Genomic DNA, 24,782 nt, shown 5'->3' on the forward strand with positions numbered 1-24,782 from the left:
GGCAAGCATTGGCTGCGAGATTGCCCTGGACATGACGGGTTTGGGCCAAAACAAGCAGGGCGCCGAGTAGCATGAAGCTGGTCCGTCATCGCCGGTACTACAGTCCGGTATGTCCTCCTTTTTGTATCTAGTTTCCAGGGGACAGATTTATGACAAGCATTAACACGAATTCTTCCGCGCAGGCCGCTCTCCAGACGCTGCGCAACGTCAACCAGGGCCTCAACAAGACGCAGAACCACGTTTCTTCGGGCTATCGCGTTGAAAAGGCTTCCGATAACGCTGCTTATTGGTCGATCGCAACGACCATGCGTTCGGACAACAAGGCCCTGTCCGCCGTTTCCGACGCTCTCGGCGTTGGTGCCGCGAAGGTCGATACCGCTTACACCGCCATGGACAGCGCCATCGACGTCGTCGGTGAGATCAAGGCCAAGCTGGTTGCCGCAACTGAAAACGGCGTCGACAAGGCCAAGGTTCAGGAAGAAATCGGCCAGCTGCAGCAGCAGCTCCTGAGCATCGCTCAGTCGGCTTCCTTCAACGGCGAGAACTGGGTTGCCGGCGCGAACGGCACCAAGAGCGTCGTTTCCTCCTTCGTCCGCGACGGCTCCAACGCCGTATCGATCACCACGACCGATTACGTTCTCAACAGCGGTTCCGCCGGCAACGTTCTGTTCGGCATGAGCAACGGCTCGGTCGAAACCTCCACGGGTATTCTCGGCACGTCGACGGGCGCGACCGGTTCTATCTACTCGATGAACATCACCAACTTCACCGCTGGCCAGATCCAGTCGGCTCTGACCAACGTTGAATCGGCTCTGAAGTCGATGACCAGCGCGGGTGCCGCTCTCGGCTCGCTCTCCAGCCGCATCGACAGCCAGGAAGACTTCGTGTCGGCTCTCAGCGACTCGATCGACTCCGGTATCGGCCGTCTCGTCGACGCCGACATGGAGGAAGAATCCTCCAAACTCAGCGCTCTGCAGACCCAGCAGCAGCTGGCGATCCAGTCGCTGTCGATCGCAAACTCCTCTTCGCAGAACATCCTGTCGCTCTTCCGTTAAAACGGTCGGCACAAGGCTTTCAAGTTTCGCGGCCGGCTCATCCCCGGCCGCGAAATGTTTTAACATAAGGTTAATGAAAATCTCTCTAACTATCAGATATTTTTACGCAATTTCGATTTTGAATTTAGCTTTCCTTAACCATCTTGCTGTTTTCTAGGCCCATCGAAACGGCGAGTTAACCCTAACGAGAATGGTTAACAGGCATGATGCTGATCGCTGTGGGCCGGCCGAAATCCGGAATGTCCCTTTTTAAAATCTGCCAACAAGGGGCAAACATATTATGACGAGCATCAACACCAATAATGCTGCAATGGCAGCCCTTCAGACTCTGCGCGGCATCAACCAGGGTCTCCAGACAACGCAGTCGCACGTTTCGTCCGGTTATCGCGTCGGCAAGGCCGCCGACAACGCTGCCTATTGGTCGATCGCAACGACCATGCGTTCGGACAACAAGGCACTGTCGGCTGTTTCCGACGCTCTCGGTCTCGGCGCCGCCAAGGTCGACACCGCTTACTCCGCCATGGACAGCGCCATCGACGTGGTCGGCGACATCAAGGCCAAGCTGGTTGCCGCGACCGAAAATGGCGTCGACAAGGCCAAGGTCCAGGAAGAAATCAGCCAGCTGCAGCAGCAGCTGCTCAGCATCGCGCAGTCGGCTTCCTTCTCCGGCGAAAACTGGGTTGCCGGCGCTGACGGCACCAAGAACGTCGTCGCTTCCTTCGTCCGCGACGGCTCCAACGCCGTATCGGTCGTGATGACCGACTACGTTCTCGACGACGGCTCCGCAGGCAACGTTCTGTTCGGCATGAGCAACGGCGCGGTCGAAACCTCCACGGGTATCCTCGGTACGTCGAATGGCGCGACGGGTTCGGTCTACGCGATGGACATCACCAACTTCACCCTCGGCCAGATCCAGACCGCTCTGACCAACGTCGAATCGGCTCTGAAGTCCATGACCAGCGCCGGCGCTGCTCTCGGCTCGATCTCCAAGCGTATCGAACTTCAGGAAAACTTCGTCTCGGCTCTCAGCGACTCGATCGACTCCGGTATCGGCCGTCTCGTCGACGCCGACATGGAAGAAGAGTCCTCCAAACTCAGCGCCCTGCAGACCCAGCAGCAGCTCGCCGTCCAGTCGCTGTCGATCGCCAACTCCTCTTCGCAGACCATCCTGTCGCTCTTCCGCGGCTAATAACCGCCAGAAAATATGGCCCGCCGGTCTCCGGCGGGCACCGCCTATTCGAGCCGCGCTTCGATGAAGCGCGGCTTTCTTATTTCCGTTAACGATTGATTAACCATAATGTTGTCTTCTCAGCTCAACGAGACGGCGGGTTAACCGACATTAACAATCGGTTAACAGGCATGAGGCTGATCCCCGTTCCCGGTAACTCCGGAATGTCCCTTTTTCCCAGATGCCAACAAGGGGCAATCATTTCATGACCAGCATTTTGACGAACGTCGCGGCGATGGCCGCTCTTCAGACACTCCGCGGAATCAATGACAGCCTCGAAGGCACGCAGAACCGCGTCTCGTCGGGTTATCGCGTCGAAAAGGCGTCCGACAACGCCGCCTACTGGTCGATCGCAACGACCATGCGTTCGGACAACAAGGCGCTTTCGGCCGTATCCGACGCTCTCGGTCTCGGCGCCGCCAAGGTCGACACTGCCTACTCCGCCATGGACAGCGCCATTGACGTCATCAGCGAGATCAAGGCGAAAATCGTTGCCGCAACCGAAAAGGGCGTCGACAAGACCAAGGTCCAGGAGGAAATCGGCCAGCTGCAGCAGCAGCTTCTGAGCATCGCGCAGTCGGCTTCCTTCTCCGGCGAAAACTGGGTCGCCGGCGCCGATGGCACCAAGAGCGTCGTGTCGACCTTCGTCCGCGACGGCAATGGCAATGTTTCGGTCAAGACCACTGACTACGTCCTGGACACGAGCTCCACTGGCAACGTGCTCTTTGGCATGACCTCGACGGGCACCATCGAGACGACCTCCGGCATTATCGGCACGTCCTACGGCACGATCGGCTCGATCTATTCGATGGACATCAGCACCTTCGGTTCGGCCGAGATATCCATGGCACTGACGTCGATTGAGGCTGGCCTGGAGGCGATGACCAAGGCTGCCTCGCAGCTCGGTTCGATTTCCACCCGTATCGAATTGCAGGAAAACTTCGTCGGAGCGCTCAGCGATTCGATCGACTCGGGCGTCGGCCGCCTCGTCGATGCCGACATGGAAGAGGAATCAAGCAAGCTGACGGCGTTGCAAACCCAGCAGCAGCTGGCGATTCAGTCGCTGTCGATCGCCAACTCCAGCGCGCAGAACATCCTCACCCTGTTCCGCAGCTAAATCGGCCCGCTGAAGCTGGACCGAATCTTGCGCCGCCATTCGGCGGCAAGCACAAAACCTCGAGAACCGCGTCCGAAACGGCGCGGTTCTTTCTATTATATCAATAGGTTGACGAAATTATGGACATGCTGGTTGCGGCTACCGGCCGCGCTCTTGCCCAACAGCTTGGTATCGAGTTAACCTTACCTTGAGTTGATTTGCTTTTGCGACACGCCGGTGGAAATCCCACCGGAGGCATGACGCCACGTCAGTCGCCGCCGGCAATCCGGCCTGCCCTTTCATCTTATTCCGAGACCCTGTCGATGACCGTTAAGATTACCAGCGCGGCCGCGGTGAATGCACTTGCGGTGCTGCGCAGCATCAACAAAGAAGCCAGTCAGACCCAGCAGCAAGTTTCTTCGGGCTATCGGATCGAGACGGCCGCAGACGATGCCTCCTACTGGTCGGTCGCCACCGTCATGCGCTCGGACAGCACCAATCTCGGCACGATCGGCGATGCGCTCGGTCTCGGCGCCGCCAAGGTGGATGCGACCTATACGGCAATGAATTCGGCGATCGATCTCGTCAGCCAGATCCGCGCCAAGCTGGTTGCGGCAAGAGAGCCCGGCACCGACAAGGACAAGATCAATGCCGAGATCAGCGAATATAAGGAGCAGCTGAAGAGCGTCGTCGAATCGACGTCGTTTGCAGGCGAGAACTGGTTGCTGAACAGTGACAAGACCGCGCCGCCGACTTGGTCGGTCATTTCAGGATTCGTTCGCGCCTCGACGGGCGAATACCAGGCCCAGACCATCGACTTCCCTTCGTCGCAGACCATCCTCATCGACAAGAACAATGCGAGCGGCGGCCTTTTTACCAAGGCGATTGATGCCCAGGCGATCAACAACACCGGCACCGGACCGCGGAACTATTATCTGCTGGACGCCGGTTCGACCACGCCGGCGACGGGCAGCGAGATCGCGATCGACAAGAACACCACCGACGCCCAGCTCGTCGACATGCTCGATGTGACCGACGCCCTGTTCTCGTCGCTGACGACGACGGCTGCCTCCATCGGTGTGATGAAGACGCGTATCGACGATCAGATCGACTACGCGGCCGATCTGTCGGATTCGATCGACAAGAGCGTCGGCGCGCTGGTCGATACCGATATGGATGAAGCCTCGATCCGCCAGAAGGCGATCGAAACTCAGAAGCAGATGGCCGTCGAAGCGATCTCTATTCTCAACACGGCTGCAAGCAAGATCCTCATTCTGCTGGAATAGAGCTGGGCGCGATCATTGATGGCGACGGCGCCATTCATCTTCGCGCAAGTTTGACTTCCTAGTTTCCGGCATGAAGGCATCGTCCGAAAATCGTGCCGGCGCAAGGTCAAGCCCTTGTTCGCTGCGAAGGACATGTCGCGCAGGTCATTTTGAACGGGGGCGGGCATGCCGCACGTCTTCCGGTTGCTGGATGGTTTCTATGAGCATTTCGCTTTCTCGGTATTTGAAGGACTTCGGCGAACCGAAGCCGTCAGCGCCGATCATCGATATCGACGATTTGGCCGGAGATGTTTTTCCGGAGACGCCGAGCGAACCGCCGGTCGACGTCGAGGCGGAGCGTCGCGAAGCCTATGCGCAAGGCCATGCCGCGGCGACCGCTGATTTGACCGAGAAATATGAAGGCGAGGCGCGCGCGCTGGCCGAGGCGCATGCGCGCGCGCTCGAGGAACTGAAGATTCGCTATGAAGTGGAGGCGGCGGCGGTCATTGCATCCCGCGTCCGCGATATCGCCGAAGAAGTCGCTCAGCTGGTCAGCGCCGGCGCGGCGATCGCCATTGCGCCCGTCGTGACGGACGCGCTTGCGGCCAAGGCTGCCGAAAGTCTCGCCGCTTTGCTGCGTGAAGCGATTCTCGAAGGCGCGGCCGGACCAATCGTCGTCAGAGGGCCGACCGGCCTTTTCGACATATTGAAAGCCGAGCTGGGCGAACATGCCGCGGCGGTTCGGCACATCGAGGCCGACGATGTCGATCTTGCCGTCGAAATCGGTGAATCCGTTATCGTCACCCGTATGTCCGCCTGGGTGGCCAGCCTGAAGAAAGTTCTCGAATGAGCGACGGCGAAAACCATCACCACGGCAGAAACGAGATCATTATCGTCAAGCGGCATGGCGGCGGTGATCACGATGGTGCCCATGGTGGTGCGTGGAAAATTGCCTATGCCGACTTCATGACGGCGATGATGGCGTTCTTCCTGGTCATGTGGCTGGTGAACGCCGCCAACGAGGAAACCAAGGCCGCGGTTGCGACCTATTTCAATCCGATCAAGCTTGCCGACGAAAAGCCGACCGAGAAAGGCCTGAAGAAGCCTGTCGACCATGCCGAGGGCGAGGAGAAGAAGGAAAAGTCGAAACAGAAGGAAGATAATCCGACCGAGGGCAAGTCCGCCGCCGATGGCGACGACCAGACATCGACCTCAGGCGACCAGACCAATTATTCCGAGGCCGATTTTTTCGAGAATCCTTATTCGGTTCTCGCCGAGATCGCCCAGGAGGTCGGCCAGCAGGCCAATGTCAGCGCCAAGGGCGATGGCGGCGCCGCCGATTCCGGCCCTGCCACCGGCGCCGATGGCGGGCAAGCCTATCGCGATCCTTTCGATCCGGATTTCTGGACGAAGCAGGTCGAGGTGACAACGGCCGGAAAACCCTTGCCCGGCAAGAGCGAGGGGCAGGCGGCCGAGAGCGAGACGACGGAGATCGCCAAGGCCGAGGATATGAAGCCGGTGCCTTTGGCCACCGATCAGAAGCCCGCCAAGGAAGTCAAGGAAACGATGGGCGTCGCCGAGGCCAAGGACGGCAAGGTGACGGATGGCAAGGCGCCTGAGGAGAAGACGGCGGAAGCTCGGAAGGACGCCGAGCATCAGAAGGAAGCCGACAGGGACGCGGCAGGGGCCGAGCAGCAGAAGAAGGAAGCTGAACAGCTTCAGGCGCAGATCGCGCAACAGATCGGCGGTGTTGCCGGCAAGCTCGCCGAAGGCCTGACAGTGACGGCAGCCGAAGGCGGCCTGCTGGTCAGCATCTCCGACCAGAACGACGATTCGATGTTCAATATCGGTTCGGCTGTTCCGCGCCAGGAGATGGTGCTCGCCATGGAAAAGATCGGGACGATCCTGAAGGAGAGGGGTGGCGCAGTCGCCATCCGCGGCCACACGGACGGGCGCCAATACAAGGGTGGGCAGAACGAGAACTGGCGGCTTTCGATGGATCGCGCCCAGAGCGCCTATTACATGCTCGTGCGCGGCGGGTTGAACGAGACGCGCGTCTCCCAGGTCTCCGGTTTCGCCGACCGTCGGCTGAAGCTCCCCGCCGACCCGTTCAATGCGGCCAACCGCCGGATCGAGATCCTGGTGCAGGCGGAATAGGGATAGTCGGATGGCGCGTCGGCAGCATCGCTACGTCGGATTTATGGCCCTCGGCCTGGCGATGCTTTCGCCTGCCGCAGGCAAAGCGCAGGATCCCGACGATCTTGCGCCGTACAAGATGCTGCGGTCGCTGCAGTTCGTGCAGGATTCCGTCGTCGCTGGCGATCATTCGGCCGGCGAAATGCAGCGCTTCATGCTGGGCACCATCGATGAGCGGCTGCGAACGGCCGATACAAAGATCTTCGATGACGACCGCAATGTCGATGCGGCGCTGATCTACACGATGAGCGGCGGCAATCCCCAGACGCTCGAATATCTAATCGCCCATGACGTCAACGGCTATTTCGACAACCGCGTCACCGATGTGCTGCGCAAATATCTGACCGGCAAGGGGCTGCTCGTCGCTAAGACGCTGGAGGAAACCGCCAGGGAATATCGCGACAAGAAGATCGGTCCATACCTGGCGCTGATCGGCGGCAACGTGATGATCGCCACGAAACCGACAGATGCGCTCGACCTCTACGACCAGGCACGTCTTGCCGCGCCGGGCACGATCGTCGAGGAGGCGGCCTTGCGCCGTTCCCTCGCCATCTGCGTCGACAAGGGAATGCTCGACAAGGGGCTCGCCTATTCCCAGCGTTATGCCAGACGCTTCCTGCATTCGCCCTATGCCAGCCAGTTCGCCGATCTCTTCGTCAAGCTCGTCGTCGCCCATGATCACGACGTGAAACCGCAGGATGTCGTCGATATCCTCTCCTTCATGGATGCCCCGCGCCAGCGCGAGGTCTATCTGCGCATCGCCCGCGCTGCCGCGATAGCGGGCAAGCCCGAGCTGGCGCGCATGGCGGTCGAACATGTGCAGTTGCTTGGCGCGGGCACCGACAATGCCTTCGGCCCGCTCGCGGATTTTTATGGCGGCATGGCCGGCCTTCCCACGGACGATATCGACCAGGCGGCGAAGAATGTCAGTGGCATTGACGGCGAAGCGCTTTCGCCGCGAGATCAGGCGCTGCAGGCGGCGGCGCGGTCCGTTGCCGAACAGATTCTGCGTGCGCCGGACCCGGCAAGCTTGACGCAAGCATCCAATCCTAACACTTCTCATCAAGAAATCACTTCTGAAAAGGCTGCGGCGATAGCCACGCAACCGGGGACGCCAGGTGCGCCTCCCGAGCCTGTTCCGGGAGGTGTGGCATCGACTGGCCAGAGCCAGGATACCGACTCCTCATTCAACGCATTTGTGACGACCAGCCGATCCAAGCTCGACGAGATCGATGGTCTTCTGGCGCAGGAAGGCAACGAACAATGATGGATTTGAGCGTCTCGGGCGGAGCCTCCGGTGCGGAGGCGGCTGCGGCCGCGAAATCCGCGAAGGCTGGAAAGGGTGACGCCGCCGGTCAGAATGGCGACTTCTCCAATGTGCTTGCCAAGGCGAGCGGCAGCGCCGCCAACGACGCGCCCGACGATGCACAGCCGGATCAGGGCGTGGTTGCCGATGGCGACGCGGCGAAGGTGGCGCGGACGATCCGCAACCGCGCCAAACCGTTGATCGATCTCAGTGACGCCGCCCTTAAGGCGCAGGCTGAGGTGCAGCCGGAAACGATCGCCATTGGCGAAAAGACTGCCGCAAAGCCCGCAACGGATCAGCGCAAATTGCCGGACGATCTCGGCAAGCTCGATGCCAAGGATTCGTCCGCCGACGAGGCCGGGCAGGTGGCCAAGGGCGTCAAGCACGTCAACAGCGACCTCTCGAAAACAGATGCGGATGCGGACAGCGAGGAGGATGACGGCGGCATTTCCGATGTACTCGGCCTGCTGAAGCAGGAGCCCCCCGGCGCGACGGTCGTCTTGCCGGCCACAGCCGCGGCGCATCTCGCCGCCGCCACGCCCGGGGAGCCTGTCGACAAGAAGACCGCGGCTGACGCCAAAACGAGCGGCCACGCAACCGATGCCCTGGCGGCCGTCAGCGGCAATGTCGAAGACGTTAAGGTGGATGAGATCGGGGTTCCAGGTGCGGAGAACGCCGACGCCGCTGACGGCAGAACCTTCCGGCTCAGCCGCGCCGACGGGCGCGGCGTATCGATGGACGTTCACCTCGGCGCGGACCAGGCCGGGCCGAAGGACGCCTCGAAGAAGACCGACGTCGAAAACGTCTCGGTCCTCGAATCGCGCCGCTATATCGGCCTGGCACAGAATACAAATTCGGCAGCGGTCACCGCCGCTCTCTCCGGCGATTCCGAATGGGCGCGCGCCATGCAGCCGAGTTCGGCGCTCTCCAACGCGGCGGAGTGGACGAGTACCGGCAAGGTGGTCAATACGCTGAAGATCCAGATGAACCCGATCGATCTCGGCCTGGTGACGGCGACCATGCGCCTGACCGGAGACGCCCTGAACGTCGACCTCAAAGTCGAAACGGGCGCAGCCTACCGGCAGCTGAAGGAAGATCACGGCAAGATTCTCGAAGCTTTGCGCAGCCAGGGCTATGCGGTCGACAATGTCACCATCAGCATGGCTCCTGTCGAGCGCGCTGACGCCGGCAACCAGACCGGCAGCCAGGGCCAGGGCTCCCAGCAGCAGTCGCTCCCTCAGCAAGGGCAGGGCGGCGAGGCGCGCGAGCGCCACAATCAGATGGCGCAGCGGACGGATGGAGGCTTCAATGGCGCAGGCGAGACCGGTATCGAAGACGTCTCTGCTGGCGGTGTTCGCAGCAGCGGTGCTGGGGGCGTTTACCTCTGAGGCGGCGGCTTCCACCGGGGCCTGCGAACGCGAAATCCAGTCGGCTGCGGCCAAATACGGTATCCCCGAAGGCATCCTCTATTCGGTCGGCCTGACGGAGACCGGCCGCAAGGGTTCACTCTATCCCTATGCCATGAACGTCGAAGGCAAGGCTATTTTTCCGCCCTCGGAAGAGGATGCGATGAGGCAGTTCGATGTCGCCCGCAGAGGCGGGGCGAAGCTCATCGACATCGGATGCATGCAGATCAATCACTATTATCACGGCGAGAATTTCGCCACCGCCGAAGATATGTTCGATCCGCATCGCAACGTCGAGTATGCGGCGAAGTTTCTCCGCAACCTGCATGACCGTCACGAGACCTGGACGATGGCGGTAGCGAGATACCATGCAGGACCGAATAACAACCCGGCGCAGAAGCAATATGTCTGCCGCGTCATCGCCAATTTGGTGGCCACCGGCTACGGCAAGTGGACTCCCAATGCGAGTAACTTTTGTCAAAATCGATTCAACTACTGATGGAAGAGCGACATTGTGACGAAACTGTGTCGTAATGTGGCAGGAATCCGGCGCCAAATCGGTGTGCAAGTCACATTTAACCGCTCGTTAACTTTTCCACGAAACTTTTGTGTGGATATCCAATTCAGGCTACTATATGTAGATCAAATCGCCGGGCGAGTCTTAATCAATTATTAATTTCCGCCATTCACTTTAACGAGTTGTCGCCGATTCGCGCGATTCGTACCCATAGATCATCGAAGTGCCACACTGATTCGGAGGCGGACGAATGATCGTAGTGGTTGATGAGCGTGAGCTCGTGAAAGACGGATACACATCCCTGTTTGGCCGGGAGGGCATTCCCTCCACCGGCTTTGATCCATCGGAATTCGGCGAGTGGGTGCAGACCGCCGCCGATTCGGATATAGCGGCGGTCGAGGCCTTCCTGATCGGTCAGGGCCAGCGCAGCTTCGAACTGCCCCGGGCGATCCGGGACCGCTCGATGGCGCCGGTGATCGCGGTCAGCGATCAGCCTTCGCTCGAAAACACGCTTGCGCTTTTCGATTGCGGCGTCGACGACGTGGTGCGCAAGCCGGTCCATCCACGCGAAATCCTTGCAAGGGCGGCTGCGATCCGGCGCCGGCTGAAGGCGATCGCCAACTACACCGATGTCGGTGGCATCCGCGTCTTCTCGGATGGTCGCGACCCCGAGATCAACGGCGAGGTCTTTGCGCTCCCCCGGCGCGAGCGCCGCATCCTCGAATATTTGATCGCCAACCGCGGTCGCCGGGTCACCAAGACCCAGATCTTCAACGCCATCTACGGCATCTTCGATGAGGAGGTCGAGGAGAACGTCGTCGAGAGCCACATCTCGAAGCTGCGCAAGAAGCTGCGCAAGAAGCTCGGCGTCGATCCGGTCGATTCCAAGCGCTTCCTCGGCTACTGCATCGACTGGGCCTGATTTTTCCGGCCGGGTGGCGGCGCCCGGCTGAACCTCGATATTGGCCCTGCTGCTCGCCATGACAGACAGCTTCACGCAAGGCCCGACAAATACTCTTAAGTTTAACAGGTAAAACGAGGTTTTCAGATGAGCATTTTCGGCAGCATGAAGACGGCAGTGTCGGGCATGAACGCGCAGGCAAACCGCCTCAGCACCGTCTCCGACAACATCGCCAACGTGAACACCACCGGTTACAAGGCCGTATCGACGAGCTTCTCCTCGTTGGTTCTTCCCTCCTCGGGCGGCAACTACAATTCCGGCGGCGTTCAGACCTCCGTGCGCCAGGCCGTCTCCGACCAGGGTGATATTTCTTACACGACCTCCACCACCGATCTTGCGATTTCGGGCGACGGCTTTTTCATTGTCCAAGGACCCGACGGCACGCCGGTTCTGACCCGCGCCGGCGATTTCCAGAAGGACGACGAAGGCAATCTCGTCAATGCCGCCGGATTCCAGCTGATGGGCTATTCTTACGACTCCGGCGCTCCCGCCGTCGTCGTCAATGGTTTCGACGGCCTCGTTCCCGTTAACGTCAACCAGGAAGGGCTGACCGCCATCGCCTCGACATCGGGTGTCTTCAAGGGCAATCTCGATTCCGGCGCCAATATCGCTCCGGTCGCCCCCGCGACGCTGCCGAGCGCCAACGCCGCCACCACGACGGCCGACACCAAGAAGTTCTCGATGGTCGCCTACGATCATCTCGGCAACAAGGTGATGTACGACTTCTACTTCACGAAGACCTCGGTCGTGACACCGCCGCCGGCAACCGGTACGGCGAGCACTTGGGAAGTTGCGGTCTTCCGCAACGCCGATGCGGCGACGGGCGGCACAACCTCCTTCCCATACACCGGTGGTGCCGGCGCCGTTGTCGCCTCCGGAAACCTTACATTCGACCGCAACGGCAAGATGCTGACGGGCGGCGCCCTCCCGATTGCCGATACGAAGAACGCTCTGTCCATCAACATGGATCTCTCGGGCTTCACGCAGCTTGGCGCCGCCTTTGCCGGCACCGGCACACCGAACGGTCAGGCGGCGAGCCCGGTCAAGGACGTCACGATCGATGGCGACGGCATCGTCTACGCCAAATACGAAGACGGCAGCACCAAGCCGCTCTATCGCATTCCGCTCGCCAATGTCGCAAGCCCGGACAAGCTGACGCTGATGAGCGGCAACGTCTACAGCGCCAACGGCCAGTCCGGTGTCACCGTCACCGGCTTTCCCCAGACCAACGGCCTCGGCACGATCAAATCGGGCGCTCTCGAAGGTTCGAACGTCGATCTTGCCGGCGAATTGACCGAGATGATCGAAGCACAGCGCAGCTACACCGCCAATTCGAAAGTGTTTCAGACGGGGTCCGACATCATGGACGTCCTCGTCAACCTCAAGAGATAAGTAAGGTAACGGGTAAGCCATGTCGCTCACGTCCGCACTTAACACCGCGCAGAACATATTCAACAATACCGGCACGCAGAGCAGTGTCGTATCGAACAATATCTCGAATGCGGGCAACAAGGACTACGTGCGCCGCCAGGCGATGCTCACCACGTCACTGAACGGCGCGCAGGTGGTCAAGATAGACCGGGCCCAGGAAGATGCCCTGCTGCGCCAGTATCTGAAGTCATCCTCTCAGGACAGCGCTCAGCAGACCCTGCTGAGCGGTCTGGAGGATCTCAAGTCGATTATGGGCGGCAACGACTATGAAACGTCGCCCTCCACCTATCTCGGCGTTTTCCAGCAGAAGCTGCAGGCCTTCAGAACCTCTCCGGGCAGCACGGTCGCCGCCCAGGGTGCCATCACAGCCGCCCAGGACGTCGCCAACTCCTTGAACAATGCCTCGCAATCCGTTCAGGATGTCCGCGCCAACGCCGACAAGGAAATAGCCACCGCGGTCGATACGCTGAACACGCTTCTCAGCGAGTTCGAGAAGGCCAATAACGCGGTCAAGACCGCGACGGCCACAGGTGCGGATACATCCGGCGCTCTCGATGAACGGGAGAAAGTCCTGAAGCAGATTTCGCAGATCGTCGGCGTCAGCGCGACGACGCGCGACAACAACGACATGGTGCTGAGCACGCCGGACGGAACGATCCTCTTCGAGACGATCCCGCGCAAGGTGACGTTCAAGTCCCAGGATATCTATACAGCCACCACCGTCGGCAATTCCGTCTATATCGACGGTGTTGCGCTGCCGCTCGGTAAGGGTTCGACGACGACGGGGCAGGGGAGCCTCCAGTCACTCCTGCAGATCCGTGATGAGATCGCCCCCAATTTTCAGAAGCAGCTCGACGAAACCGCCCGTGGCCTCGTTTCGCTCTTCAAGGAGCAGAACACGGCAGGGCCCCCGGCCTATGTGCCCGGCCTCTTCACCTGGAGCGGCGGCACGGTCGACACCGGCGCCACCGCGGTCGCCGGCATGGCGTCGACCATCACAGTCAGCACCCGCGTGATCACCTCGCAGGGCGGTGACCCGATGCGCCTGCGCGATGGCGGCGTCAACGCCGCCGGCGTCGTCTTGAACACGTCGGGCGTCAGCGGCTATACGGCTGAACTCGACCGTCTCTATACGGCGATGACATCCGACATGGATTTCGACCCGGCAGCTGGAGCGCCGGTCGGCTTCGACGCCACGACGGGCATCGATTCCAACGTCAGCATCATGGAGTATGCCACCAATTCCCTCGGCTGGCTCGAGCAGTACCGCAGCAACGCAACGACGGCGGCCGAAAACACCGCGGCGGCACTGTCACGCTCCGACGAAGCCTATTCCAATGAGACCGGCGTCAACCTCGACGAGGAGCTGACGCTGCTCCTCGATATCGAGCAGTCCTACAAGGCGGCGACCAAGATCCTGAACGCCGTAGACGAAATGTTGAAGTCATTGCTGGATATTGCGAGTTAAGCCATGAAGAGCTCATTTATTTCAAGTTCGGCCATTCAGAATGCGATGCGGTTGACGATCCGTCAGGCGCAGAACCAGATGACGAAGGCGACGATGGAAGCGACGACCGGAGTCTACGCGGATATCGGTGTTTCGCTGGGAGGCAATGCCGCCAGAAGCGTGGATTTCACCCGCGAGACCGACCGAATAGACTCGATCAAATCAAGCAATTCGCTCGTCACCGCGCGCATGGAATCCTCGCAGCTCGGCCTTTCCAAGATGAAGGATGTCGGCGACGGCCTCGTGTCGAAGCTGACCGCGCTCCAGGGAAGCCATGATCCCGGCAGCATCACCGTCGCCATTCAGTCGGCGACCAGCGCACTGTCGACCATGATGGATACGGCCAACACCGTGGTGAACGGGGAATACCTGTTCTCCGGCATCAATACCGACGTGCAGCCGCTGACCGACAAGACGACCGCCACGAGTGCGGCGATCGTTACCGCCCTGAACACCTATGCGGCCGGTCTTGTCCCGCCGAAAGCGGTCAGCGATCTCACGGGCGCCGAGATGAGCACTTTCATCACGACGACGGTTGAGCCGATGTTCAGCGAAGCGAGCTGGACCAACACGACGACCGGCTGGTCGCAGGCATCAAGCCAGAACATGACGAGCCGCATCAGCAACTCGGAAGTGATCGAGTCCTCGACCAATGCCAATTCCGAAGGCATGCGCTATATGGCGCTCGCCTCGGTTATGACCACCGCGCTGCTCGGCCAGAACCTCAGCACCGATGCAATGACGACGGTGTCCAAGCAGGCCATCAGCTACACGGCGAAGGCCACGAGCGGTCTCGTGACACAGGCAAGCCAGCTCGGCCTCTCGCAGGAGCGCGTCAAGAAGTCCAACGACGCTCTCGACGCCCAGTCGAACATCATCAAGAACAAGCTGGTCGATCTTCAGGGCGTCGACCCGTACGAAGCCTCGACCCTCGTCAAGACTTTGGAAACGCAGCTTGAAACCGCTTACACGATCGTCTCGAAGATCCAGCAGCTGAGTCTCGTGAACTACCTTTGATGAGCAAAGGCGCGCAGTATAAAGAAGGATGCATGAATGTATCAGTTCTCATATGCCGAGGTCATGCAGGACTCGGTGGCCGACGCGAAAGAGCGGGAATGGCAGGTTCTCGACCGGTCCATAGAACTGCTGTCGTTGGCGCGCGACAAGGAAAAATACGGTCGGGAAGCCATTGAAGCTCTGTTTTATACGCGCCGGGTATGGATCAGCTTTATCGAGGATCTGAAACATCCAGATAACCAGCTGGATGTCCAGCTCAGGGCCAACCTCATCTCGATTGCGATCTGGATATTGAAGGAATGCGACAGGATCAGAAAACGTCTGTCTAATAACTACCAGGGCATCATCGACGTTACCACCATCATCAGGGATGGACTTAAATGAAAAGCACACTTCGCATTTCTCTGAAAGCCGGAGAAAGAATCTTCATCAACGGCGCCGTCCTGCGTGTCGACCGCAAGGTCGCGCTGGAATTCCTGAATGATGTGACGTTCCTTCTCGAGAACCACGTCCTCCAGCCGGAAGGCGCAACGACGCCCCTGCGCCAGCTCTATTTCATCGCGCAGATGATCCTCATCAATCCCGAGGGCAAGGACCACTCGACGGCGATGTTCCGCAAGTCGATCACCATGCTGCTCACCTGCTTCAAGAACGAAGAGATCCTCGCGGAACTAAAGCGGATCGACGCGCTTGTGTCGACCGGCCGCGCCTTCGACGCATTGAAGGCCATCCGCGGTCTCTACGCGATCGAAGACAACATCCTCAACAATCAGGAACTGCCGCCGACGATGGTCGAGCAGATTCGCAGGGAGATCGCACCATGGCGGTAGACGCAACGTCAAGCGTGACGAGCTCGACCTCGACGAGCTCGTCGAGCTCGGCCCAGAGCAAGGCGACGCTTAACTACGATAATTTCCTTCAGCTGCTCATCGCGCAGATGAAGAACCAGGATCCGACCGATCCGATGGATGCAAGCGAGCAGGTCGCTCAGCTGGCCACTTTCTCGCAGGTCGAGCAGACGATTCAGACCAACACCAAGCTGGATACGCTTCTGGCAAGTTCGAGCCTGACCCAGGCGAGCAGCTATGTCGGCAAATATATGGAAAGCGCCGACGGCACCGTCAAAGGCGTCATCGATTCCGTCAAGGTTTATTCCGACGGCATCATTGCGACGACCACGGATGGCGATAAGATACTCGTGCAGGCGGGAATCACTGTTGCCGACGAGGCGCCGAGCAGCAGCTCCTGACGCAAAGGGCCGCCAGCGCGCCCGACATGCCGATCAATTGCAGCCCTGTTATAGCGGGGCTGCTTCGAGGCGATATGAGGTTGCCTTCAGATGAATGAAGCTGATGCATTGGATCTGTTCCAGGCGGCAATCTGGACCGTGCTGATTGCCTCCGGTCCGGCGGTCCTCGCCGCGATGGTGGTGGGTCTCGTCATTGCCTTGATCCAGGCGTTGACCCAGGTGCAGGAAGCGACACTCACCTTCGTGCCGAAGATTGTCGCAGTGCTCGTCGTGGTCGGAATCACCGCCCCCTTCGTCGGCTCGCAGATCTCCATTTTCACCAATCTGGTCTTTTCGCGCATCCAGTCCGGCTTCTAGTGCGCAGCGGTGCTACGCCTCCACGAAAGGCTGAACCGCTTCTCAGCCACCTTCGCGCAAGCTTCGCCATTTAATTCTCGATCCGAATTGGGCGGACCCATGTCCGCCTCCTCTCATGAAGAGACGGAATCGTCATGGCGCAACCACCTGCACTCCCCCTTCCGAAAGTCGCCCCGAGCCTGCGCGATATCGGTTTTGCCCTCGGCATCATCGGCATCATCTGCATTCTCTTCCTGCCGATCCCGCCGTTCCTGATCGATATGGGGCTGGCCTTCTCGATCGCCTTCTCGGTGCTGATCCTGATGGTCGCGCTGTGGATCCAGAAGCCGCTCGACTTCTCGTCCTTTCCGACCATTCTGCTGATCGCCACGATGACACGGCTGGCGCTCAACATCGCGACGACCCGCGTCATCCTGTCCCACGGCAACGAGGGCCACGATGCGGCCGGCGGCGTTATTGCCGGTTTCGCCAGTCTGGTCATGTCCGGCGACTTCGTGATCGGTCTGATCGTCTTCCTGATCCTCATCACCATCAACTTCATCGTCATCACCAAGGGTGCCACGCGTATCGCCGAAGTCGGCGCCCGTTTCACCCTCGATGCCATTCCCGGCAAGCAGATGTCGATCGATGCCGATCTTTCGGCCGGCATCATCGATGAGAAGGAAGCCCAGCGCCGGCGCAGGGAGCTCGAGGAGGAAAGCTCCTTCTTCGGGGCGATGGACGGTGCCTCGAAATTCGTGCGCGGCGACGCCGTCGCCGGTCTCATCATCACCGCGATCAACGTCTTCGGCGGCATCATCATCGGCTATTTCCGTCATGGCATGCCGATCGGTGAAGCGGCTGACGTCTTCGTCAAGCTCTCCGTCGGCGATGGTCTCGTCTCGCAGATGCCGGCCCTCATCGTCTCGCTCGCCGCCGGCCTTCTCGTGTCGCGCGGCGGCACCACCGGCTCAACCGACCAGGCGGTCGTCAATCAGCTGAGCGGCTATCCCCGCGCGCTCTCCGTCTCGGCCGTGCTGATGTTCGTTCTCGGCCTGATGCCGGGCCTGCCGACCATTCCCTTCACCGTCCTCGGCGGTCTTCTGGCCTTCGGCGCCTGGTTCATTCCGCGGCAGGTCGAGGCCGAAAACAAGCTTCGCCGCGAACAGGAGGAAAAGAAGGTCGTCCAGAGCAAGGAACTGGAGAAGGATTCGGTCAAGTCGGTGCTCCGCACCTCCGAAATCGAGCTCGCGCTCGGCAAGATGGTGTCGACCCGCCTGCTCGGCGCCCATCAGGAGCTGGCGTTCCGCGTCGGCAAGATGCGCAAGAAGTTCGCCACCCAATACGGTTTCGTCGTGCCGGAAATCAAGGTCACGGACGACATCGCCATCGCCGAGAAGTCCTATCAGATCCGCATCCACGGCACGACGGTCGCATCCAATCTGCTGCGCGTCGGCGAAGTCCTCGTCGTCACCGGCGCCGGTCGCAAGCCCAGCATTCCCGGCGACGAAATCCGCGAACCCGCTTTCGGCATGCCGGCCGTCTCGATCCTCGAAAACTTCGCCGACGACTTGAAGCGCGAAGGCTTCCAGCCGATCGACAACGTCTCCGTCGTGCTCACGCACATGAGCGAGGTCATCCGCAACAACCTGCCGCAGCTTCTGTCCTACAAGGACGTCAAGGTGCTGATCGATCGCCTCGACCCGGAATACAAGAAGCTCGCCGATGAGATCTGCTCGTCGCATATGTCCTATTCCGGTCTGCAGGCGGTGCTCAAGCTCCTGCTTGCCGAGCGGGTGTCGATCCGCAACCTGCATCTCATTCTCGAAGCGGTAGCCGAGCTTGCCCCGCATGTCCGGAAGACCGAGCAGATCGTCGAGCATGTCCGCATCCGCATGGCCCAGCAGCTCTGCGGCGATCTCGCCGACAATGGCGTATTGCGTGTGCTGCGCCTCGGCAGCAAATGGGATCTCGCCTTCCACCAGGCGCTGAAGCGCGATGCCAAGGGCGAAGTGATCGAATTCGATATCGATCCACGCAGCCTGGAGGAATTCAGCGAGCAGGCCAGCAAAGTTATCCGTGAGTTCATGGATCGCGGCCTGCCATTCGCCCTTGTCACGTCGCCGGAAACACGCTCCTATGTGCGTATGATCATCGAACGGCTGTTCGCCACGCTCCCGGTCCTGTCGCATGTCGAATTGGCCAAGGGCATCGAGATAAAGATTTTGGGCTCGATTTCATGATAACAGACCCGCAAGGGACGGTTCTCGCGCTGTTTCTGGTTTTCTGCCGGATCGGCGGCTGTGTGCTGGTTCTTCCGGGTTTTTCCTCGGCGCGCGTGCCTGAACAGCTGCGCGTCTTCATTGCCCTCGCGCTGTCGATCGCCGTCATGCCGCTGCTCTGGGACACCGTTTATCCGGCCGTCCATACGGGATCCGCGACCTATATCGGCCTGATCTTCAGCGAATCACTGATCGGCGTGATGTACGGCATGCTGGCGAGAATCTATACGCTTGGCATGCAATTCGCCGCGACGATCATCGCCATGATGGTCGGTTATACCCAGCCGGGCTCCGCCGACGTCATCGAAGACTCGCCGGAGACCAGCCTTACCGCCTTCATCACCTTTGCCGGCATCATGATTCTCTTCATCATGGATTTCCATCACATCGTTTTCCGCGCGCTGATCGATTCCTACACGACCATGCCCTTCGGCGGATTGACGCAAATGCGCGCGACGCTGATCTCCTTCACCGACACGCTGGAGCAGACGACCTACATCATGCTGCGTCTGTCGAGCCCGTTTCTGATCTACGGCATGATCTTCAACGTCTCGATCGGCTTCATCAACAAGCTGGCGCCACAGATCCCGGTCTACTTCATTTCCACGCCCTATCTGCTGATGGGCGGCCTTTTCCTGTTTTATGTCTCGGTCGCGGCGCTGGTCAGCCAGTTCGGCCAGGCCTTCAGTTCGATCTATATCGGGCGATGAGGCTGATATGATCGAGAAGAGCCGCTCCCAAAAACTCAAACGTCTGCTGTCGGTGCAGCGGCATATCGAGAGGATGGCGGAGAACGACCTGGCCGAAACCAGCCGTCAGCGCATCGAGGTCAATGCGGCGATGGACGACGTCATCGTTGCTCTCGGTTCGATGGACCCGGTCCACCACGCCTTCTCACAGAATTATGCCGACCGATTCGGCAGGCTGACAATCAAGGATCAGCAGCTGACCGGCATGCAGCAGATCCACGAGATGCGGCTGTCGCGCGAGCGCGCCAAGGCCGATCGGCTGGAAGAAGGCATGAAAGGGGCCTTGGACGCCGAGCGCCGCGAGGCCGACGACAATGCTGTTTACGATGTAATCGACCAGCAATTCGCAACGCCAGCCTCCAGCAAGCTTCAAAAACCATAATCGTTGCGATCTTAATTCAGAGGATTGTAACGTGGCTATTTCGCCCCCCAGTGATCTGGTCCTGGACGTGGTCAAAGCTGCCGACCCCATGGAGGTTCAGGCAGCCCAGGAAAAATTGAAGGCAAATCGTGCGGCCTTTGCCGCGACGAGCCTCGCCGAGAACGGCAAGGGCTTCTCCAATACGGTCGACGTTCTCGATCATATCGGCCAGAAGAGCGGCCTCTCCCATATTCAGAACCGCACCAAGACCGAGGAGGTTCCGGAAAGCTACCGGAAGTTCGAGGCCATGGTGCTGCAGAACTTCGTCAAGTCGATGCTGCCGAGCGAGAGCGAAGACGTTTACGGCAAGGGCGCGACCGGCGATATCTGGAAGGGCATGATGGCCGAGCAGCTCGGCAACACCATGGCCAAGGGCGACGGCATCGGCATCGCCAAGCAGATGTACAGCGAGCAGCTGCGCCGTCAGGAAGGCAAGATCGTCAACGCTTCGACCGATGATCGTGACCGCAACACCGCGCTCAGCATGATCGACGACTTCCAGCGCAAGACCTTTGGCACGCCGACGGCGGACGCCAAGACCGATAGAACAGGATGATTTCAGGCCTGTTGGCCTAAAATCGAAATCCTGTTCTCAATTATTAGTTAGAGCATGATGTCGTCCCGAAAACCGCGCACACTTTTCGGCATCATGCTCTAAGCGACGCATAATCGAGGGTACAATGGAAATAATTTCGAACGAATACAGGATCAAATCCGTCCTCGGACGCCTCGAGATGATCATCGACAATGAGAATACCCGGATCGGCAACGATCCGCAGTTCGATCTCAAGGTCTCCAATGCGCATAAGAGCCGCTGCCTCTACGAGCTGTCGATGCTTTTCCGCGATACCGATCCGGCCGAGCTTGCCGCTTCCCACCTCGATCAGTTGCACGGCTTGAAGAAGAAGCTGGTGCTCAACGCCCGGCGCGTCGAAGCGCATCTCGAAGCGGTTCGTGCCGTGGCCGACCTCCTGAAGAATGCGGTTCAGGACGCCGACGCCGACGGCACCTATTCCCAGGAACAATTCGCCGCGCGTGGGAACTGATGATCAAGCTCGTCCTCACCGGTATCTGGGTTTGCGCCATTACCTTGGCCTCGGTCTATTTTTCGGTGTACCTGGCGACGGCGCCGGCACCTGCGGCAACGGATTCCAAGCAGAGCGCGCTCGAATTGGTGAAGGGCGAAACAATCACTGTGCCGGTCATCGGCGACGGTGGGATTACTGGTTATTTTCTCGGCCGCATTTCCTTCATGATGAACAAGGACATGCTGAAGGGCGTGACCTTGCCGCTGACCGAGATGACGACCGACGAACTTTTCAGCCTGCTCGTCGGCAACAAGATGGTCGATCTTGCCCACATCAAATCCTTCGACCCGAAGGCCTTTCGCGAGGAGATCAGGAAGGGCATGAACGAGCGCCTCGGCGGCGAGTATGTCGCCGACGTGATGCTGGAGCAGCTCGATTATCTCTCCAAGGAAGAGGTCAAGCAAAATTCGGCCGGTCAACCGAAGAAGCTCGGCGCACCGGTCAAGATCATCGAGGGCACGCCAGCTGAGGGAGCGCCGGCCCCGGCCGCCCATTGAAACACCGGATTATCGATGCAGCAACGGCGCCTTCGGGCGCCGTTTGTCGTTGGGCCGCCTTTGGTTAATAAACTACTTATACGAGCATAAAAATCCAAGGAATTTTCCTAAGGGTTGTTTGAAACCGTCCTGTTATATCAGGTGGCACAGCTTGGCATGCGCCGTTTCCGCGATCGGGGCGACGTCGTTCCATGCGTGACGCGACCGGTCCTTTCGAGACCTCCGGGGTGCGGATATGGGCTTGTTTTCCGGGATGTCGGGCGCATGACGCACCCTCGGCAGGAGGTAGGAATGAATTTGATTGCAAACTTCGCGGTGCTTGCGTCGCGGCGGACGATCTTCGATCTGCCGGTCTGCGATCTCGGCTGGGACGATGCCCTCGTTTTCATCAACGAGCTCGCCTCCATCCCCGTCGGTCAGACCGTGGTTTGCTTCGTCAACGCCCATAACATGCTGACGGCGCTGCGGGACGATGAATATTACCGGATCATGTCGCGCAATCTGGTGCTGCCGGACGGCATCGGCCTCAACATCGCTTCGCAGATCTCTCATGGCGCGCCATTTCCCGCCAATTTGAACGGCACTGATTTCGTCCCGGCCTTCCTCACCTTCATGGAGGCCCCGCGCCGCATCGGCCTTATCGGCGGCAAGCGCTCGGTCGTCGAGGCGGCGGCGGAGAATTTCCGCAAGCACACGCCGTGGCACGAATTTGTCGTTATTTCTGACGGTTTTTTCGACAAGGTCGACTCCACGGATGTCATCGCGGAGATCGAGCGCCAGAAACTCGATATTCTGATCGTCGGCATGGGGACGCCGCTGCAGGAGAAATGGGTTCACGACAATATCCGTGCCGACCATGCGCGCCTTGTGCTGACGGTGGGCGCTCTCTTCGACTTCGTCTCCGGCGCCGTGCCGCGGGCGCCGAAGACGGTGCGGATGATGCGTCTGGAATGGGCCTATCGCTTGATGCAGGAGCCCGCGCGCCTTTGGCGGCGTTACATCGTCGGCATTCCGGTCTTCCTCTTTCATGTCCTGCGCTACCGCTTCCGGCGGCGCGAAAGAATTCTTAGCCAGCCGGAAGAGCCCCGCGGCGTCGTGCAGCCGCCGGCCGACCGCAAGAAGGCGAGCTGAGCCTGCAGTGCCGCGGGTTTGATGCAAGCAGCGCTATCGAGGAACCGGACCGCAATTCTTGCCAGCTGCGGTTAACCATTTCTTTGCCATGAAAATTTAGAGTGGCTTAATCATCTGCATCGTGTGCGGATGAGTAAACTCGGCCATCATGTGCATGAGATGTGGCGCAAATGTACGATAGCAGGGCCAGAAGCAGTTTTCTCGATCGCGCAGCTGCAAGGCCGCGCGCCCATGACGATCCCTATCGGCAGTCCCGATCGAACGGACCGGATATCGCCCTGCCCGAAGCCGACCTGCTGCGCGCCATCAGCCGTGTGCTGGAAGAGCAGCGCATGAGGGCGGCGCCCGAGGTGCCGCTCGTCGACCGCATCGAAACCATTCTCGGCAACCGTCTGCGGGCTGCCAATGATGTCGGCCGTGTTCTTCCGCCGGAACCAGCGCGATATGAGGAACCGGTGACTACCGCCGGGGAGCCGGCGATTTTTGTCGAACCGCTGGCCGCAATTCATCAGGAACCGGTCGAGCCCCGGCCGGCGGCACCGCAACGCCGCGCGGGCAAGGCCGGCTTCGCGGTAACGGTCGCTGCCTCAACAATCCTGGGCGCCGGTCTGCCGATGCTGATGCCGGCTGCGCCCGCCCTCTACCGCGCCGAAACGACGCTTGCAGTGATAACGGATGCCGCAAGTCGCGCCGCTTTCACGCAAGCTGCGGCGAAGGGACTGCTGTCGGCGCGCGTGGTTGCGTCGACGGTCGCCACCCTGAAGCTCGATCACGATCCTGAATTCGTCGGCACGGGCGCCAATGCGCTCGCCGTTGTGTTCGATCTTCTCTCGGCGACCGGCACTGCCGCCGATCCGGCCTCGCGTGCCGAGGCCGCGCTGAAACATGCGGTCGAGATTGTGCCCGATGCCGCCGCCGGCACGATCCGGGTGCGGGTGACGACCGGCGACGGTGCCAAATCCACCCGCATCGCCGCAAGGCTTGCCGAAGCAGCGGGCGGAGACGCACGAGGCGGCAACGCCGAAACCGACGCGGTTTTGCGCAAGGCCTATGACGAGGCTCGGGCGGAGCTTGCTGCCTTCACGGCAAAGAGCGGCGAAGGCAACGTCAAGGTGGCGATTGATCTTCGCCGCCAGATCGACCGGCTCGATGCCGATCTGAAAGAGGCGGAGGAGAGCATCCTTGCCGCCAAGGCGAAGGCCGACCAGCTCAAGGCCGCAAAACTTGCCGATGTGCTCGATGGTTCGCTGTCCTCCGATATGACTTCGCCTGCGCTGCAGGACTGGCGCGACAAATATGCGGTCGCCAGGGCGGCGCTTGCGCAGCTTTCCGCCGAGCTTGGCCCGCGCCATCCGCGCCTGCTGCAGCAGCAGGCCGAAACCGAGGGCCTGAAGGCGAATATGGGCAAGGAACTTGCCCGGCTCGCCCAGGTCGCCAATGCCGCCGCTAAGGCTGCGACCGATGCGCGCAAGGTCCTGAACGACCGCCGCAACACGCTGATCGCCCAAAGCCGGGATACCGGCGTCGATCTGTCACGACTGACCGAACTGCGCGAGAAGGCGAATGCCGCGCATTCGCGGCTGGAAGAGGCGGCGTCCGCATCGGGGGCAGCCGACGACGGTCATATAACCGTGCTGAAGCCGCCGCTGGCGTCGGCGATATCGGCAACGAACGGTCTGACCGGCCGCGCGCTGGCCGGCGCCGCCACAGGCTTGGCAGTCGGTCTTGCCCTGGCTTTCCTGCTGTCCTTGCGCAAATCCGTCGCGGCTCCGGCAATGGATTTGCCGGCGTTCGCGCCCGTCGCTTCTCCGCCGCCATCGCCCGTGCCGGCTCCGGCGGCGGTCGACGAGATCGAGCTGATGCGCTCCGAAATCTCGGGCCTGCGCGATCGGCTTCGTGTTCACGTGATGGAAACGCGGCAACCGCGGCGCTGAACGAACATTTCCTTGCAAATTTGATATTGCCTTGCCGCTTTCCGACAGGATAGGGCGTTAGCGGGCATTTGACGCTCGTCAACTATCCATAGATTGACGCGAAACAGGGC

Annotated in this window: 25 protein-coding genes; all 25 read left to right on the forward strand. The window is 60.3% G+C overall.

Annotation, left to right across the window (positions count from 1 at the left end; all coding sequences use genetic code 11):
• The first annotated feature begins 149 nt into the window (after window positions 1-149).
• Window positions 150-1,055, forward strand: coding sequence for a flagellin N-terminal helical domain-containing protein (locus tag RHE_RS03385; protein ID WP_011424034.1), 906 nt, complete (start codon window positions 150-152; stop codon window positions 1,053-1,055).
• A 280-nt stretch (window positions 1,056-1,335) separates the two neighbouring features.
• Complete coding sequence (locus RHE_RS03390; RefSeq protein WP_011424035.1) at window positions 1,336-2,244, forward strand: flagellin N-terminal helical domain-containing protein; 909 nt, start codon at window positions 1,336-1,338, stop codon at window positions 2,242-2,244.
• 244 nt (window positions 2,245-2,488) lie between these two features.
• A complete protein-coding gene (locus tag RHE_RS03395; protein ID WP_011424036.1) occupies window positions 2,489-3,400 on the forward strand; it encodes a flagellin N-terminal helical domain-containing protein in 912 nt (303 codons plus the stop codon).
• A gap of 302 nt (window positions 3,401-3,702) precedes the next feature.
• The gene (locus tag RHE_RS03400; protein ID WP_042119164.1) at window positions 3,703-4,665 is read left to right on the forward strand and encodes a flagellin N-terminal helical domain-containing protein; all 963 of its coding nucleotides are present in this window, start codon (window positions 3,703-3,705) and stop codon (window positions 4,663-4,665) included.
• 199 nt (window positions 4,666-4,864) lie between these two features.
• On the forward strand, window positions 4,865-5,494 hold the full coding sequence (locus tag RHE_RS03405; RefSeq protein ID WP_011424038.1) for a FliH/SctL family protein: 630 nt from the start codon (window positions 4,865-4,867) through the stop codon (window positions 5,492-5,494).
• Complete coding sequence (locus RHE_RS03410; protein ID WP_011424039.1) at window positions 5,491-6,801, forward strand: MotB family protein; 1,311 nt, start codon at window positions 5,491-5,493, stop codon at window positions 6,799-6,801. The genes RHE_RS03405 and RHE_RS03410 overlap by 4 nt, the downstream gene beginning before the upstream one ends.
• Before the next feature lie 10 nt (window positions 6,802-6,811).
• Entirely contained in the window at window positions 6,812-8,107 is a 1,296-nt protein-coding gene (gene motC, locus RHE_RS03415; RefSeq protein ID WP_011424040.1) for a chemotaxis protein MotC, read from the forward strand.
• The gene (gene fliK, locus RHE_RS03420) at window positions 8,104-9,534 is read left to right on the forward strand and encodes a flagellar hook-length control protein FliK (RefSeq protein ID WP_041678546.1); all 1,431 of its coding nucleotides are present in this window, start codon (window positions 8,104-8,106) and stop codon (window positions 9,532-9,534) included. The genes motC and fliK overlap by 4 nt, the downstream gene beginning before the upstream one ends.
• Window positions 9,455-10,051, forward strand: coding sequence for a lytic transglycosylase domain-containing protein (locus RHE_RS03425; RefSeq protein WP_042117903.1), 597 nt, complete (start codon window positions 9,455-9,457; stop codon window positions 10,049-10,051). The genes fliK and RHE_RS03425 overlap by 80 nt, the downstream gene beginning before the upstream one ends.
• 268 nt (window positions 10,052-10,319) lie before the next feature.
• The gene (gene rem, locus RHE_RS03430; protein WP_011424043.1) at window positions 10,320-10,991 is read left to right on the forward strand and encodes a transcriptional activator Rem; all 672 of its coding nucleotides are present in this window, start codon (window positions 10,320-10,322) and stop codon (window positions 10,989-10,991) included.
• A gap of 126 nt (window positions 10,992-11,117) precedes the next feature.
• On the forward strand, window positions 11,118-12,422 hold the full coding sequence (locus RHE_RS03435; RefSeq protein ID WP_011424044.1) for a flagellar hook protein FlgE: 1,305 nt from the start codon (window positions 11,118-11,120) through the stop codon (window positions 12,420-12,422).
• A gap of 19 nt (window positions 12,423-12,441) precedes the next feature.
• Entirely contained in the window at window positions 12,442-13,929 is a 1,488-nt protein-coding gene (flgK, locus tag RHE_RS03440; protein ID WP_011424045.1) for a flagellar hook-associated protein FlgK, read from the forward strand.
• A 3-nt stretch (window positions 13,930-13,932) separates the two neighbouring features.
• The gene (locus RHE_RS03445) at window positions 13,933-14,985 is read left to right on the forward strand and encodes a flagellar hook-associated family protein (RefSeq protein ID WP_011424046.1); all 1,053 of its coding nucleotides are present in this window, start codon (window positions 13,933-13,935) and stop codon (window positions 14,983-14,985) included.
• Window positions 14,986-15,021: 36 nt separating this feature from the next.
• On the forward strand, window positions 15,022-15,369 hold the full coding sequence (gene flaF, locus RHE_RS03450; RefSeq protein ID WP_010028573.1) for a flagellar biosynthesis regulator FlaF: 348 nt from the start codon (window positions 15,022-15,024) through the stop codon (window positions 15,367-15,369).
• Window positions 15,366-15,815 (forward strand): flagellar biosynthesis repressor FlbT, encoded by a 450-nt coding sequence (flbT, locus tag RHE_RS03455; protein WP_011424047.1) that lies wholly within the window; start codon window positions 15,366-15,368, stop codon window positions 15,813-15,815. Before flaF ends, flbT begins: the two co-directional genes overlap by 4 nt.
• Window positions 15,806-16,234, forward strand: coding sequence for a flagellar hook assembly protein FlgD (gene flgD, locus RHE_RS03460; RefSeq protein WP_011424048.1), 429 nt, complete (start codon window positions 15,806-15,808; stop codon window positions 16,232-16,234). Before flbT ends, flgD begins: the two co-directional genes overlap by 10 nt.
• A gap of 90 nt (window positions 16,235-16,324) precedes the next feature.
• Window positions 16,325-16,591 (forward strand): flagellar biosynthesis protein FliQ, encoded by a 267-nt coding sequence (gene fliQ / locus RHE_RS03465; protein ID WP_011424049.1) that lies wholly within the window; start codon window positions 16,325-16,327, stop codon window positions 16,589-16,591.
• A gap of 134 nt (window positions 16,592-16,725) precedes the next feature.
• A complete protein-coding gene (gene flhA / locus RHE_RS03470) occupies window positions 16,726-18,813 on the forward strand; it encodes a flagellar biosynthesis protein FlhA (RefSeq protein WP_011424050.1) in 2,088 nt (695 codons plus the stop codon).
• Window positions 18,810-19,562: a flagellar biosynthetic protein FliR gene (locus RHE_RS03475; protein ID WP_011424051.1), complete on the forward strand. Its 753-nt coding sequence runs from the start codon at window positions 18,810-18,812 to the stop codon at window positions 19,560-19,562. Before flhA ends, RHE_RS03475 begins: the two co-directional genes overlap by 4 nt.
• Window positions 19,563-19,569: 7 nt before the next feature.
• Window positions 19,570-19,983 (forward strand): hypothetical protein, encoded by a 414-nt coding sequence (locus tag RHE_RS03480; RefSeq protein WP_011424052.1) that lies wholly within the window; start codon window positions 19,570-19,572, stop codon window positions 19,981-19,983.
• A 31-nt stretch (window positions 19,984-20,014) separates the two neighbouring features.
• Entirely contained in the window at window positions 20,015-20,578 is a 564-nt protein-coding gene (locus tag RHE_RS03485) for a rod-binding protein (protein ID WP_011424053.1), read from the forward strand.
• Window positions 20,579-20,702: 124 nt separating this feature from the next.
• Window positions 20,703-21,068 (forward strand): hypothetical protein, encoded by a 366-nt coding sequence (locus RHE_RS03490; RefSeq protein ID WP_011424054.1) that lies wholly within the window; start codon window positions 20,703-20,705, stop codon window positions 21,066-21,068.
• On the forward strand, window positions 21,068-21,607 hold the full coding sequence (locus RHE_RS03495) for a hypothetical protein (protein WP_011424055.1): 540 nt from the start codon (window positions 21,068-21,070) through the stop codon (window positions 21,605-21,607). Before RHE_RS03490 ends, RHE_RS03495 begins: the two co-directional genes overlap by 1 nt.
• Window positions 21,608-21,898: 291 nt before the next feature.
• On the forward strand, window positions 21,899-22,738 hold the full coding sequence (locus RHE_RS03500; protein WP_011424056.1) for a WecB/TagA/CpsF family glycosyltransferase: 840 nt from the start codon (window positions 21,899-21,901) through the stop codon (window positions 22,736-22,738).
• Between the two features lie 170 nt (window positions 22,739-22,908).
• Window positions 22,909-24,672: a GumC domain-containing protein gene (locus tag RHE_RS03505; protein WP_011424057.1), complete on the forward strand. Its 1,764-nt coding sequence runs from the start codon at window positions 22,909-22,911 to the stop codon at window positions 24,670-24,672.
• Window positions 24,673-24,782 lie beyond the last annotated feature (110 nt).

It is taken from the genome of Rhizobium etli CFN 42 (assembly GCF_000092045.1).
GTDB classification, from domain to species: domain Bacteria; phylum Pseudomonadota; class Alphaproteobacteria; order Rhizobiales; family Rhizobiaceae; genus Rhizobium; species Rhizobium etli.